Origin of the sequence: Pseudomonas rhodesiae (assembly GCF_013285305.1) — a bacterium.
GTDB lineage: Bacteria > Pseudomonadota > Gammaproteobacteria > Pseudomonadales > Pseudomonadaceae > Aquipseudomonas > Aquipseudomonas rhodesiae.
This window is the reverse complement of record NZ_CP054205.1, coordinates 3,701,717-3,714,988: the sequence shown is the minus strand read 5'-3', so window position 1 is coordinate 3,714,988 and position 13,272 is coordinate 3,701,717. Positions and strand designations below refer to the sequence as shown.

Below are 13,272 nucleotides of genomic sequence, written 5' to 3'. Positions count from 1 at the left end.
TTATTCATGTGCATCTACACAGCCTTAAAGGCGTCAGCACATGACAAGGCGAAGGGCACGGACCCTTCGCCTGTTTAAGCGTTACGCACCGACCATGGTCGGTGATACCACCTGATTGAGATCGCCTGCGCGGGTTGGCGCGATGCCGGCCTCGAATTCAGAGCGGAAGTATTTGATTGCGCTGCCCAACGGCTCCACGGCGCCCGGTGCGTGAGCGCAGAAGGTCTTGCCTGGGCCGAGGAAACCGACCAGACCCAGCAGGGTCTCGATATCACCCTCGCGGCCTTCGCCTTTTTCCAGGGCCATCAGCAGCTTGACGCTCCACGGCAGGCCATCGCGGCATGGGGTGCAGAAGCCGCAGGATTCACGGGCGAAGAACTGCTCCATGTTGCGCAGCAACGAGACCATGTTGACGGTGTTGTCCACCGCCATCGCCAGGCCCGTACCCATGCGGGTGCCCACCTTCCCGATGCCGCCGGCGTACATTTGGGCGTCGAGGTGCTCGGGCAGCAGGAAACCGGTACCGGCGCCACCCGGCTGCCAGGCTTTCAAGGTGTAGCCGTCGCGCATGCCGCCGGCGTAGTCCTCGAACAGCTCGCGGGCAGTCACGCCGAAGGGCAGCTCCCACAGGCCAGGATTCTTGACCTTGCCGGAGAAGCCCATGAGCTTGGTGCCCATGTCTTCGCTGCCTTCGCGGGCCAGGGATTTGTACCAGTCCACGCCGTCGGCGATGATCGCCGGCACGTTGCACAGGGTCTCGACGTTGTTCACACAGGTCGGCTTGCCCCAAACGCCCACGGCGGCAGGGAAGGGCGGCTTGGAGCGCGGGTTGGCGCGACGGCCTTCGAGGGAGTTGATCAACGCGGTTTCTTCACCGCAGATATAACGCCCAGCGCCGGTGTGCACGAACAGTTCGAAGTCAAAACCCGAACCGAGGATATTCTTGCCCAGCAGGCCGGCGGCCTTGGCTTCTTCCACGGCACGGTTGAGGTGCTTGGCGGCGGTGGTGTATTCGCCGCGCAGGAAGATGTAGCCACGGTAGGTCTTCAGTGCGCGAGCACTGATCAGCATGCCTTCGATCAGCAGATGGGGCAGTTGCTCCATCAGCATGCGGTCTTTCCAGGTGTTCGGCTCCATTTCATCCGCGTTGCACAAGAGGTAACGGATGTTGATGGATTCGTCCTTGGGCATCAGGCCCCATTTGACGCCCGTGGGGAAGCCTGCACCGCCGCGGCCTTTGAGGCCGGCGTCTTTCACGGTCTGGACGATATCGTCCTGGGCCATGTCGGCGAAGGCCTTGCGCGCTGCGGCGTAACCGTTCTTGGCCTGGTACTCGTCAAACCATACCGGTTCGGCATCGTCGCGCAGGCGCCAGGTCAATGGATGAGTTTCGGGCGACCGCTGGATGCGGTTGGCTGGGCCGAAAGAAGTCAGGGTCATGGGTAGCCCTCGAGCAATTGGGTCACGCCAGCAGGCTGTACGTCACCGAATGTGTCGTCGTCGATCATCAACGCCGGCGCCTTGTCGCAGTTGCCCAGGCAGCACACCGGCAGCAGCGTGAAGCGGCCGTCCGGGGTGGTCTGGCCGAGGCCGATGCCCAGCTTGTTCTGGATTTCGCTGACCACGGATTCGTGACCGCCGATGTAGCAGACCATGCTGTCGCACACGCGAATGATGTGGCGGCCGACCGGCTGACGGAAGATCTGGCTGTAGAACGTGGCCACGCCTTCAACGTCGCTGGCGGGGATGCCGAGGATCTCGCCGATGGCGTAGAGGGCACCGTCCGGCACCCAGCCACGTTCCTTCTGGACGATCTTCAAGGCTTCGATCGACGCCGCGCGCGGGTCTTCGTAGTGATGCAGCTCGTGCTCGATGGCCGAGCGCTCGGTTTCACTCAAGGTGAAACGGTCTGTCTGGATAAGCGTGCTGTTCATGCTTAGCGGTCCACGTCGGCCATAACGAAATCGATACTACCCAGGTACGCAATCAAGTCCGCGACCATCTCGCCTTTGATCACCGAAGGGATCTGCTGCAAGTGGGCGAAGCTTGGGGTGCGAATCCGGGTGCGGTAGCTCATGGTGCCGCCATCGCTCGTCAGGTAATAACTGTTGATACCCTTGGTCGCTTCGATCATCTGGAAGGATTCGTTGGCCGGCATGACCGGGCCCCACGAAACTTGCAGGAAGTGCGTGATCAGGGTTTCGATGTGCTGCAGCGTGCGCTCTTTCGGCGGAGGCGTGGTCAGCGGGTGATCCGCCTTGTACGGACCTGCCGGCATATTGCGCATGCACTGCTCGATGATCTTCAGGCTCTGGCGCATTTCTTCGACGCGTACGATGCAACGGTCGTAGGCATCGCCGTTGGCCGCCAGCGGTACTTCGAACTCGAAGTTCTCATAGCCGGAATACGGGCGTGCTTTACGCAGGTCGAAATCGCAACCGGTGGAACGCAGGCCAGCACCGGTGACGCCCCATTCCAGGGCTTCCTTGGTGTTGTACTGGGCGACGCCGATGGTACGACCCTTGAGGATGCTGTTGTCCAGGGCGGCCTTCTGGTACTCGTCCAGACGCTTGGGCATCCACTCGACGAACTCCTTGACCAGGCGCTCCCAGCCGTTCGGCAGGTCGTGGGCCACACCACCAATGCGATACCAGGCCGGGTGCAGGCGGAAGCCGGTGATGGCCTCGATGACCTTGTAGGCGCGCTGACGGTCGGTGAAGGTGAAGAACACCGGGGTCATGGCGCCGACGTCCTGGATATAGGTACCCAGGAACAGCAGGTGGCTGGTGATGCGGAAGAACTCGGCCATCATGATGCGGATGGTGTCGACGCGGTCTGGCACCTTGATGCCGGCCAGCTTCTCGACTGAGAGCACGTACGGTAAGTTGTTCATCACGCCGCCGAGGTAGTCGATACGGTCGGTGTACGGGATGAAGCTGTGCCAGGACTGACGCTCGGCCATCTTCTCGGCGCCACGGTGGTGGTAGCCGATGTCCGGTACGCAGTCGACGATTTCTTCGCCGTCCAGCTGCAGGATGATGCGGAAGGCACCGTGGGCCGAAGGGTGGTTAGGGCCCAGGTTGAGGAACATGTAGTCCTCGTTGGCGCCGGAACGCTTCATGCCCCAGTCTTCCGGGCGGAAGCGCGCGGCCTCTTCTTCAAGCTGCTGCTTGGCGAGGTTGAGGCTGAACGGGTCGAATTCCGTGGCACGGGCCGGGAAGTCCTTGCGCAACGGGTGACCTTCCCAGGTCGGCGGCATCATGATGCGCGACAGGTGAGGGTGACCCGGGAAGTCGATGCCGAACATGTCCCAGACTTCGCGCTCGTACCAGCTGGCATTCGGCCAGATGCCGGTCACGGTCGGGATGCTCAGGTCGCTCTCGGACAGAGCGACCTTGATCATCACGTCGCTGTTACGTTCCAGCGACATCAGGTGATAGAACACGGTGAAATCGGCGCCGCTCGGCAGCCCCTGACGCTTGGTGCGCAGACGCTCGTCCACGCCATGCAGGTCATAGAGCATGACGTACGGCTTGGGCAGGTGGCGCAGGAAGGTCAGGACTTCGACGAGCTTGGCGCGCGCCACCCACAACACCGGCATACCGGTGCGCGTGGCCTGGGCGGTGAAGGCGTCAGGGCCAAAACGGTTATTGAGTTCGACGACCACATCCTGGTCGTCTGCCTTATAAGGCGGGATGTACAGAGCACTGCCTGTAGTCATGGTTTTTTATCGCTTTCGGTCAACGTAAAGAATGAAGCCAGGTTTTCGTTCTATGAAAGAAGCGGCGCTGGATCAGACTTCGTCGGGGCTGCGCAGGTTGGTTACCTGAATACGCTGTTCGCGGCGCTGTTCCTTTTGTGACGGCATCTCGGCGCGATATACGCCTTGATCTCCGACAACCCAGGAAAGTGGGCGACGCTCCTTGCCAATCGATTCCTGCAACAGCATCAAGCCTTGCAGAAATGCTTCAGGACGGGGCGGGCAGCCAGGCACGTAGACGTCCACGGGCAGGAACTTGTCCACCCCCTGGACCACGGAGTAGATATCGTACATGCCACCGGAGTTGGCGCACGAACCCATGGAGATAACCCACTTTGGCTCGAGCATTTGCTCGTAGAGACGCTGGATGATCGGCGCCATCTTGATAAAGCAGGTACCGGCGATAACCATGAAATCCGCCTGGCGCGGCGAGGCCCGGATCACTTCGGCGCCGAAGCGCGCAATGTCGTGGGGCGCCGTGAAGGCGGTGGTCATTTCCACGTAGCAGCACGAAAGGCCGAAGTTGTACGGCCACAGGGAGTTCTTACGCCCCCAGTTGACCGCGCCACTCAGCACGTCTTCGAGTTTGCCCATGTAGATGTTTTTGTGGACTTGATCTTCTAACGGATCGGAGACGGTTTCCCGTTCGCCGATGGGGTACTGCTCGTTAGGAGCATCCGGGTCGATCCTGGTGAGATTGTATTGCATCGCCAAAGCCTCATTGTTTCAGCTTCGCTTGCCGCTTGCGACGAGCTTCCGGAGCCCAGTCAAGGGCGCCCACTCGGAACAGGTAGACAAGACCTGCCAACAGAATTGCTATGAAAACGAGAGCTTCGACGAATCCGGTCCAGCCGCTTTCGCGGACGGACACAGACCAGGCAAAGAGAAAGAGGGCTTCGATATCGAAGATCACGAACAGCATCGCGACCAGATAGAATTTGGCTGAGAGCCGCAAGCGGGCGCCACCTGTAGGTAGCATGCCGGACTCGAACGGTTCGTTTTTGCTGCGGCCCCAGGCTTTTGACCCGAGGAGGCTGGAGACGCCGAGCATGAAGGCGCAGAGGCCGACAACACCGAGGAGGAAAATGGCAAAGCCCCAGTTGTGGGCCATGAGTCCTGTCGCTTCGGTCATGCTGGAAATCCTTAACAGAGAGCAAAGGTCTCTGAGCTCGAAAAAAGTAACGATGCAGTGACGATATGTCGCAGCGTAGTCAATCGCGGTGATTTTATGGCTAAACACCGGGCAAGTAAAATTCCGATGGCGAAATTATTCGATGGAATAAGGACATAGTGCACCTTTGTGGGGCTGCAGCCCTTGTGGCGTGGGCATTAGCGGGCATTTGATCAATTGTGTTTTGTTTAGGTTGTAACGAAGTTTCTATGTTCTAAATGATAATGAATATTGTTTGGGCGAGTTTTAAGCGGGTGGTCATGGTGTGGCGAGGGAAGTTGCCGTTACTTGCTCGGTTACCGCTAGTTGTTGGAGCGGAACTTTTAACCGATTTATCTGCAACGAATACCGCTCTGGATCAAGGTTTTGTACAAAATCTTCAGGTTGCAAGGTTCCTCATGCGGGAGGGGGGTTGCCCCCGATGGCTGAGTGTCAGGCTATAGCTTTCTTGCTGATCCCCCCCTAACGGGGGCAAGCCCGCTCTCACATTGGGTCCTTATTGAATCGATGAGGTGTGTGCGGGCAAAAAAACGCCCCGAACCAGTCGGGGCGTCAGATCGTGCGGCACTGCGGTTAGCTTTTTAAAAAGTCCGCCGTGGCCGTGTACTCACATCGATCAGTGAAACTGCTCTTCTTCGGTCGAACCGGTCAGCGCGGTCACGGACGAGGTGCCGCCCTGGATCACGGTGGTCATGTCGTCGAAGTAGCCGGTGCCCACTTCCTGCTGGTGGGCCACGAAGGTGTAGCCCTTGGCGGCGTCAGCGAACTCCTGCTCCTGCAGCTTGACGTAAGCGGTCATGTCGTTGCGGGCGTAGTCGTGCGCCAGGTTGAACATGCTGTGCCACATGTTGTGGATGCCGGCCAGGGTGATGAACTGGTGCTTGTAGCCCATGGCGGACAGTTCGCGCTGGAATTTTGCGATGGTCGCGTCGTCCAGGTTCTTCTTCCAGTTGAAAGAAGGCGAGCAGTTGTAGGACAGCAGTTGGTCCGGGTATTCCTTCTTGATTGCTTCGGCGAAGCGACGGGCTTCGGCCAGATCCGGCTTGGCGGTTTCGCACCAGATCAGGTCGGCGTACGGGGCATAGGCCAAGCCGCGGGCGATGGCTTGATCCAGACCTGCGCGCACTTTGTAGAAGCCTTCCTGGGTACGCTCGCCCGTGACGAACGGCTGGTCGTACGGGTCGCAGTCCGAGGTCAGCAGGTCGGCGGCATTGGCGTCGGTGCGGGCCAGGATGATGGTCGGCGTGCCGGCAACGTCAGCAGCCAGACGCGCCGCGGTCAGTTTCTGTACCGCTTCCTGGGTCGGTACAAGCACCTTGCCACCCATGTGGCCGCATTTCTTCACGGACGCCAGTTGGTCTTCGAAGTGCACGCCGGCAGCGCCTGCCTCGATCATGCTCTTCATCAGCTCGTAGGCGTTCAGTACGCCACCGAAACCGGCTTCGGCGTCAGCCACGATCGGCGCGAAGTAGTCGATGTAGCCTTCGTCGCCTGGGTTCTTGCCGGCTTTCCACTGGATCTGGTCGGCGCGACGGAACGAGTTGTTGATGCGCTTGACCACGGTCGGTACGGAGTCCACCGGGTACAGCGATTGGTCGGGGTACATGGATTCAGCGGAGTTGTTGTCCGCCGCCACTTGCCAGCCGGACAGGTAGATCGCCTGGATACCGGCTTTTACCTGCTGGACTGCCTGGCCGCCAGTGAGGGCGCCCATGCAGTTAACGAAATCTTTGTCGGGACGGAAGGATGGCTTGGCACCTTGAGTGACCAGGTTCCACAGCTTCTCGGCGCCGAGTTTTGCAAAGGTGTGCTCAGGTTGAACCGAGCCGCGCAGGCGGACGACGTCAGCAGCGGAGTAAGCGCGGGTCACGCCTTTCCAGCGTGGGTTCTCAGCCCAGTCTTTTTCAAGGGCTGCAATTTGCTGTTCGCGTGTCAGTGCCATGGGGAAAAACCTCGTCGCGTCTTTGTGGAAAATCTACTGGGTTGAACATTCCGTTGGCCAGCCACTGTAGTCAGTGCGTGGTCATGGCTGCTCGCTGATCAGAAGCGTAGGCGGTCAGGTCAGGTTCGACGGGGTAGGCGACGGGGTGAACGATGGGCTCAAGGGGGGAGTTGAGCAGGTAAGGGCAGACTGCGAACGGTCTTCAGGCGTCGTGGGCCTTTGTACGATCCATCAGTGTGTTGCCGGGTTACCTGGTTAGCTTCCGTCCCTCGGGACAACTTCGTTCCAGTCGCAACCTCGTCAAACACGCCTTGTGGGCGGTACAGACACGAATCGGCTCGGGTGGGTAGCTTGGAGCGACGATCCGAAGGCCCTTGCCAGGGCCCCTGATTAGCGGGAGCGAGGCCATCATGCCCAGGCTTTTTTCGATCGTCAAATGTTTTGTAGTGCTTTTTTTCAGGCACTACATCTTTAGTCTAATACGACTCGTCAGTCAGTTTTTGGTGCTTCAGTTCAGGGTGTCGACCTTGACCCGCAATGTCAGGTCATCGCGGCCCTGAGTAGAGTAGGTGCGGGTTGTGGAGGTTTTATCGGCCTGAGTCTGGCGATTGATGCCGGCCAGAGGAATCCACTCGCCCAAGCGGCCGCTGATGGTTGTGTCGGTGCTCTGCACGTTCACTACATCGGGACGTTCCTGGCTCATGCGGTCACGGTTGGTACTGATCGCCAGGTGTACGGTGTCGCCGGTGACGCTGGCGGTGACATAGAACCCTTGGGTGACGTTGCGATACTGGGTCTGGTTTTGCAGGCGCCCGTAGCTGTCTTGCGAGGTGGTGGTCAGCGGCACGCTCTGGCCGACCTGGATCAGTGCGGGCACGCCTTCACTGGCCTGGATCTGCTGAATGCCGCCGTCGCGGCTGACGGTGCCGTAGCTGATGATGCGGGTCTGGCTGTCGCCGGTGTCCTGCTGATTGTTTTCATTGGTGTCGACGGTGATCAGCAGGCGCTTGGCTGGCGTATCCAGTTGTGCCAGCAGGGTGCGTAATCCCTGCACCTTGTCTGGGGCCGCGTTGACGATCAGCTGGTTGCCATAGGCGCTGACAGTACCGTCCTTGCCGATAAAATTCTGCGCCACCGGCAACAGGTCGGCGCTGGTGCGGTTGCTGAGGTTGACGACTTCGGTGTCGGCGTTGGCCGAGACGCTGACGGCCAGGAGAAGGGCGGTAAGCAGGGTACGTAGGGACATGTCCGTTATCTCTGCGAGTCAATTAGGCGTGATAGTGCCAGTTTGTCGGCCTGGGCGGTCGCTTATTGAATCGTAGACGGCAAAATGCCCCACATGGCAGGGCATTGCTGGTGGTGCTGAAATAGCTATCGGGGGCAAGCCCCCTCCCACATGTTGACCCTGTACATTTCAAATGTGGAAGGGGGGCTTGCCCCCGATAGCAGCGACGCGATCTCGAATCAGGCTCCGCGCACCATATCGACATGAGGGATGCCGACTTCCAGGAACTCATCGCTGACGATCTCGAAACCCAAGCGCTCATAGAACGGTGCGGCATACACCTGGGCGCTGAGGAATTGCTTGGTCTGGCCACGTTTCTCAGCCGCTTCGATCACCGCCTCCATCAACTTGTCGCCTACCTTCAGACCGCGCCAGTCCTTGAGTACCGACACGCGGCCGATCTCGCCGCTGGGCAGCAGGCGAGCAGTACCAATCGGAAAGTCACCCTCGTACGCGAGAAAATGCATGGCATCTGCGTCGTCCGAGTCCCACTCCAGTTCAGGTGGGACCGATTGTTCAGCGATAAACACCGCTTCACGAATGCGCCGAATCTCGGCGATATCCTTATGCCAGTCCGCGACACTTACGTGAATCTTATTCATCGGCAAATCCCAGGCTTCCTTGCTTGACCAGTTCGCACAGCAGAGCTCGACCGTCTTCGTCCGCCAGCCATGGGCCGAGGTTCTCGGCGTGCAGGGCATCGGCGGAGCAAATCATTTTCAGCAGTTCGCGCAATTTACCCGGCAGGTAGCGACTCTGGCCGCTGGCGAACAGCAGCACGTCATCGTCCACTTCCGACCAGGCCATGCGCGCGCTCGGGTTGCGCACCAGAATCGCGCCGTCTTCCAGGCTGTTGATGAAGTCCTCTTCTCCCAGCTCTTCGCCGGCCACTAGCTCCGGATAGCGCGGCTCGGTCATGAACTGGCCGAACCAGGTCAGCAGCATGCGCTCGTCGCTCATATGCTCGGCCAGCAGGCTCTTGAGGCGATCGAGGGCGTCGCTCTGGATCTGGTGCGGGTCGCTGACCGGTTGGACGTCGGCGTCGGTGTAGCGCTCTTCGTCGGTCAGGTATTGAGCGAGGAAGTCGGTGAAGTGGGTCAACACTTCGGCTGCGCTTGGGGCGCGGAAGCCGACGGAGTAGGTCATGCAATCGTCTTCGGCAATGCCGTAGTGGGCCAGGCGCGGTGGCAGGTAGAGCATGTCACCCGGTTCCAGTACCCATTCGGCGCTTTCTTCGAATTCAGCCAGGATGCGCAGGTCGGCATGTTGCAGCAGCGGGCTCTCGGAGTTGCACATCTGGCCGATCTTCCAGTTGCGCTTGCCTTGGGCCTGCAGCAGGAACACATCGTAGTTATCGAAGTGCGGGCCGACGCTGCCGCCGGGCGCGGCAAAGCTGATCATCACATCGTCGATGCGCCAGCTTGGCAGGAAGCGGAACTGCTCTAGCAGTTCGGCCACTTCCGGTACGAACTGATCGACCGCTTGCACCAGCAGGGTCCATTCGCGCTCGGGCAGTGTGCTGAAGGCGTCTTCGGCAAACGGGCCGCGGCGCAGTTCCCACGGACGCTCGCCGTGCTCGATCACCAGGCGCGATTCGACTTCTTCTTCCAAGGCCAGGCCGGCCAGTTCGTCGGCGTCGATGGGGCTTTCGAAGTCAGGGATGGCCTGACGGATCAGCAACGGTTTTTTCTGCCAGTAGTCGCGCAGGAAATCCCGTGCCGTGATGCCGCCCAGAAGTTGAAGAGGGATATCAGGATTCATGTGTAACCTATTGAAAAAAAGCACTTTTCAGACTGGAATAAAAACGCCCGGCGCGGCCGGGCGTCTCAAGGGTCTTGCTTGGATCAGATGCGTTTGGCCTGGGCCACGGCATTACCGATGTAATTGGCCGGGGTGAGGAGTTTCAGCTCGGCCTTGGCAGCAGCTGGCATATCCAGGCCATCGATGAAAGTTTGCAGCGCTTCAGGGCTGATGCCCTTGCCACGCGTCAACTCTTTGAGCTTCTCGTAGGGGTTTTCGATGTTGTAGCGACGCATCACGGTCTGGATCGGCTCGGCCAGTACTTCCCAGCAAGCGTCCAGGTCAGCGGCGATTTTCTGCTCGTTGAGTTCCAGTTTGCTGATGCCTTTGAGGCTGGCTTCGTACGCGATCACGCTGTGAGCGAAGCCCACACCGAGGTTACGCAGTACGGTGGAATCGGTCAGGTCGCGCTGCCAGCGAGAGATCGGCAACTTGCTGGCCAGGTGCTGAAACAGGGCGTTGGCGATGCCGAGGTTGCCTTCGGAGTTTTCGAAGTCGATCGGGTTGACCTTGTGCGGCATGGTCGACGAACCGATTTCGCCGGCAATGGTGCGCTGCTTGAAGTAGCCCAGGGAGATGTAGCCCCAGATATCGCGATCGAAGTCGATCAGGATGGTGTTGAAGCGCGCAATGGCGTCGAACAGCTCGGCGATGTAGTCGTGCGGTTCGATCTGTGTGGTGTACGGGTTGAAGCCCAGGCCCAGCTCGTCTTCGATAAATGCACGGGCGTTGGCTTCCCAGTCGATCTCGGGGTAGGCCGACAGGTGGGCGTTGTAGTTGCCCACGGCGCCGTTGATCTTGCCCAGCAACGGCACGGCGGCCACTTGGGCGATCTGGCGCTCCAGGCGGTAGACCACGTTGGCCAGCTCTTTGCCCAGGGTGGTAGGCGAGGCCGGTTGGCCGTGGGTGCGCGACAGCATCGGCACGTCGGCGAAACGGATCGCCAGCTCGCGGATAGCGTTGGCGGTCTGGCGCATCAGCGGCAGCATCACGTCATCACGGCCTTCGCGCAGCATCAGGGCGTGGGACAGGTTATTGATGTCCTCGCTGGTGCAGGCAAAGTGGATGAACTCGCTGACCTGGGCCAGTTCCGGCAGCTTGGCCGCTTGCTCTTTGAGCAGGTACTCGATGGCTTTGACGTCGTGGTTGGTGGTGCGCTCGATCTCTTTTACACGCTCGGCGTGCTCCAGGGAGAAATTTTCCGCCAGGGTGTTGAGCACGGCGTTGGCTTCGGCGGAAAACGCCGGCACTTCGCTGATGGCAGGGTGAGCGGCCAGGCGCTGGAGCCAGCGCACTTCAACCAGGACGCGGGCACGGATCAGGCCGTACTCGCTGAAAATTGGGCGCAGGGCCTGGGTTTTGCCGGCGTAGCGGCCGTCAACAGGGGAAACCGCAGTGAGCGAAGAGAGCTGCATGGGGTGTTCTCGGACAGTCGGGCAACGAAATGGGGCGCGTATCATACATGAAAAAATCCGCCGGTCCGTCGCCAACTGACCGGCGTATTACGCGTAACGGCTTGAAAACAGCCTGCTGCTGCGACTTATTCGTTGCGCATCAACGGGTAAAGCTCTTTAAGCAATTTGCGACGGCTGATGACCAACTGCCAACGATGACCGCCCAACTGGCGCCATAACCGCGCCGAACGAATACCGGCCAGCAACAGGGCGCGGATCTTCGACGCGTTGTTCGGTTGTTGCAGGTTGCGCATGTCGCCATGCACCTGGATGCGCTGGCGCAGGGTGCTCAAGGTGTCTTGGTACAGCGCACCACAGGCGGCGATCACGTTTTCGTGGGCCGGGCCGAAGTGCTCCACCTGGGACTGGATTTGTGGCAGACGCTTGCCGATGGTCTCCAGCATGTCCTCGCGCTTGGCCAATTGGCGCTCCAGACCGAGCATCGACAGGGCGTACCGCAGTGGCTCGCGTTGCAAGGTGCTGGGGTCGCGTTCCAGGGCGCCGATCAGGGCGCGATAACCTTCACGCAGCGCCAGGTCGTCGCCACCGTAGACTTCCAGGGTGTCCTTGGGGTCGCGGATCAGCAGGCTGCCGAGCATGCAGGTCAGGCCCGCCTCGCTGACCTGGCCGGTCTTGGCGATCTTGTCCACCAGCACGGCGGCCAGAAATACACCGCCCAGTGCGGTCAATTGCTCCTGGATCGGGCTCATGCCGGGTTGCTCCAGGGTTCGGCGACTTCGATCACGCCACCGCCAAGGCAGATCTCGCCGTCATAGAACACCACGGACTGGCCAGGGGTGACAGCGCGTTGCGGGTCATCGAAGGTGGCGCGGTAGCCGTTGGTGGTTTTTTCCAGGGTGCAGGGCTGATCGCTCTGGCGATAGCGCACTTTGGCGGTCAGGCGGCGCGGGGTGCTGAGGTCGATCGGGTTGACCCAGTAGATTTCCGACGCCCACAGCGCGCCGGAGAACAGCAGTGGGTGTTCATTGCCCTGGCCGACGATCAGCACGTTGTGCTCCAGGTCTTTAACCAGCACGTACCACGGTTCTTCACCGGCGTCTTTTAGGCCGCCGATCCCCAGGCCCTGGCGTTGACCGATGGTGTGATACATCAGGCCATGATGACGGCCGATGACTTCACCTTCGGTGGTCTTGATCTCGCCCGGTTGTGCCGGCAGGTATTGCTTGAGGAAGTCGCTGAAGCGGCGTTCGCCGATAAAGCAGATCCCGGTGGAATCCTTCTTCTTGGCGGTGGCCAGGCCGTGCTGCTCGGCAATCTTGCGCACTTCGGGCTTTTCCAGTTCGCCCACGGGGAACAAGGTCTTGGCGATCTGTTCGCCACCGACGGCATGCAGGAAGTAACTCTGGTCTTTGTTCGGGTCCAGGCCCTTGAGCAGCTCGGTGCGCCCGTCGATATCGCGACGGCGCACATAGTGGCCTGTGGCAATCAGGTCGGCGCCGAGCATCATGGCGTAGTCGAGGAACGCCTTGAACTTGATTTCGCGGTTGCACAGGATGTCCGGGTTCGGCGTGCGACCGGCCTTGTACTCGGCCAGGAAGTGCTCGAACACGTTGTCCCAGTACTCGGCGGCGAAGTTGGCGGTGTGCAGCTTGATACCGATCTTGTCGCACACGGCCTGGGCATCCGCCAGGTCGTCCATGGCGGTGCAATATTCCGTTCCATCGTCTTCTTCCCAGTTCTTCATGAACAGGCCTTCCACCTCATAGCCCTGCTCCATGAGCAGAACGGCGGAAACGGAAGAATCCACGCCGCCGGACATGCCGACGATGACGCGCTTCTTTTGTGTGTCAGAAGGGGCTGGATCACGCATAGGGTTTCAACGGGTGTCTTGAAAAAGGA

12 protein-coding genes are annotated in these 13,272 nt (G+C 60.1%); all 12 read right to left on the bottom strand.

Annotated elements, in window-relative coordinates; all coding sequences use genetic code 11:
- Positions 1 to 81: 81 nt before the first annotated feature.
- The 12 genes from nuoF to mnmA all read right to left on the bottom strand — a co-directional run bounded on the left by nuoF (position 82) and on the right by mnmA (position 13,243).
- Positions 82 to 1,440, bottom strand: a complete 1,359-nt coding sequence (nuoF, locus tag HRH33_RS16755; RefSeq protein ID WP_034098702.1) for an NADH-quinone oxidoreductase subunit NuoF — start codon at positions 1,438 to 1,440, stop codon at positions 82 to 84.
- A complete protein-coding gene (nuoE, locus tag HRH33_RS16750; RefSeq protein WP_003174721.1) occupies positions 1,437 to 1,934 on the bottom strand; it encodes an NADH-quinone oxidoreductase subunit NuoE in 498 nt (165 codons plus the stop codon). Before nuoE ends, nuoF begins: the two co-directional genes overlap by 4 nt.
- Positions 1,935 to 1,936: 2 nt before the next feature.
- Positions 1,937 to 3,721 (bottom strand): NADH-quinone oxidoreductase subunit C/D, encoded by a 1,785-nt coding sequence (nuoC, locus tag HRH33_RS16745; protein ID WP_034138587.1) that lies wholly within the window; start codon positions 3,719 to 3,721, stop codon positions 1,937 to 1,939.
- 72 nt (positions 3,722 to 3,793) lie between these two features.
- Positions 3,794 to 4,468: a NuoB/complex I 20 kDa subunit family protein gene (locus HRH33_RS16740; RefSeq protein ID WP_003219572.1), complete on the bottom strand. Its 675-nt coding sequence runs from the start codon at positions 4,466 to 4,468 to the stop codon at positions 3,794 to 3,796.
- 10 nt (positions 4,469 to 4,478) lie between these two features.
- Positions 4,479 to 4,892, bottom strand: a complete 414-nt coding sequence (locus tag HRH33_RS16735; RefSeq protein WP_003219575.1) for an NADH-quinone oxidoreductase subunit A — start codon at positions 4,890 to 4,892, stop codon at positions 4,479 to 4,481.
- A 655-nt stretch (positions 4,893 to 5,547) separates the two neighbouring features.
- Positions 5,548 to 6,873, bottom strand: a complete 1,326-nt coding sequence (aceA, locus tag HRH33_RS16730; RefSeq protein WP_034138586.1) for an isocitrate lyase — start codon at positions 6,871 to 6,873, stop codon at positions 5,548 to 5,550.
- Positions 6,874 to 7,381: 508 nt separating this feature from the next.
- Positions 7,382 to 8,119: a secretin N-terminal domain-containing protein gene (locus tag HRH33_RS16725; protein ID WP_167417870.1), complete on the bottom strand. Its 738-nt coding sequence runs from the start codon at positions 8,117 to 8,119 to the stop codon at positions 7,382 to 7,384.
- Between the two features lie 218 nt (positions 8,120 to 8,337).
- Positions 8,338 to 8,760, bottom strand: coding sequence for a GNAT family N-acetyltransferase (locus tag HRH33_RS16720; RefSeq protein WP_034098695.1), 423 nt, complete (start codon positions 8,758 to 8,760; stop codon positions 8,338 to 8,340).
- On the bottom strand, positions 8,753 to 9,919 hold the full coding sequence (locus tag HRH33_RS16715) for a ribosomal protein uL16 3-hydroxylase (RefSeq protein WP_167417869.1): 1,167 nt from the start codon (positions 9,917 to 9,919) through the stop codon (positions 8,753 to 8,755). Before HRH33_RS16715 ends, HRH33_RS16720 begins: the two co-directional genes overlap by 8 nt.
- Before the next feature lie 83 nt (positions 9,920 to 10,002).
- A complete protein-coding gene (purB, locus tag HRH33_RS16710) occupies positions 10,003 to 11,373 on the bottom strand; it encodes an adenylosuccinate lyase (protein WP_034098692.1) in 1,371 nt (456 codons plus the stop codon).
- A gap of 125 nt (positions 11,374 to 11,498) precedes the next feature.
- A complete protein-coding gene (gene hflD / locus HRH33_RS16705) occupies positions 11,499 to 12,122 on the bottom strand; it encodes a high frequency lysogenization protein HflD (protein ID WP_034138583.1) in 624 nt (207 codons plus the stop codon).
- A complete protein-coding gene (gene mnmA, locus HRH33_RS16700) occupies positions 12,119 to 13,243 on the bottom strand; it encodes a tRNA 2-thiouridine(34) synthase MnmA (protein WP_167417868.1) in 1,125 nt (374 codons plus the stop codon). Before mnmA ends, hflD begins: the two co-directional genes overlap by 4 nt.
- Positions 13,244 to 13,272 lie beyond the last annotated feature (29 nt).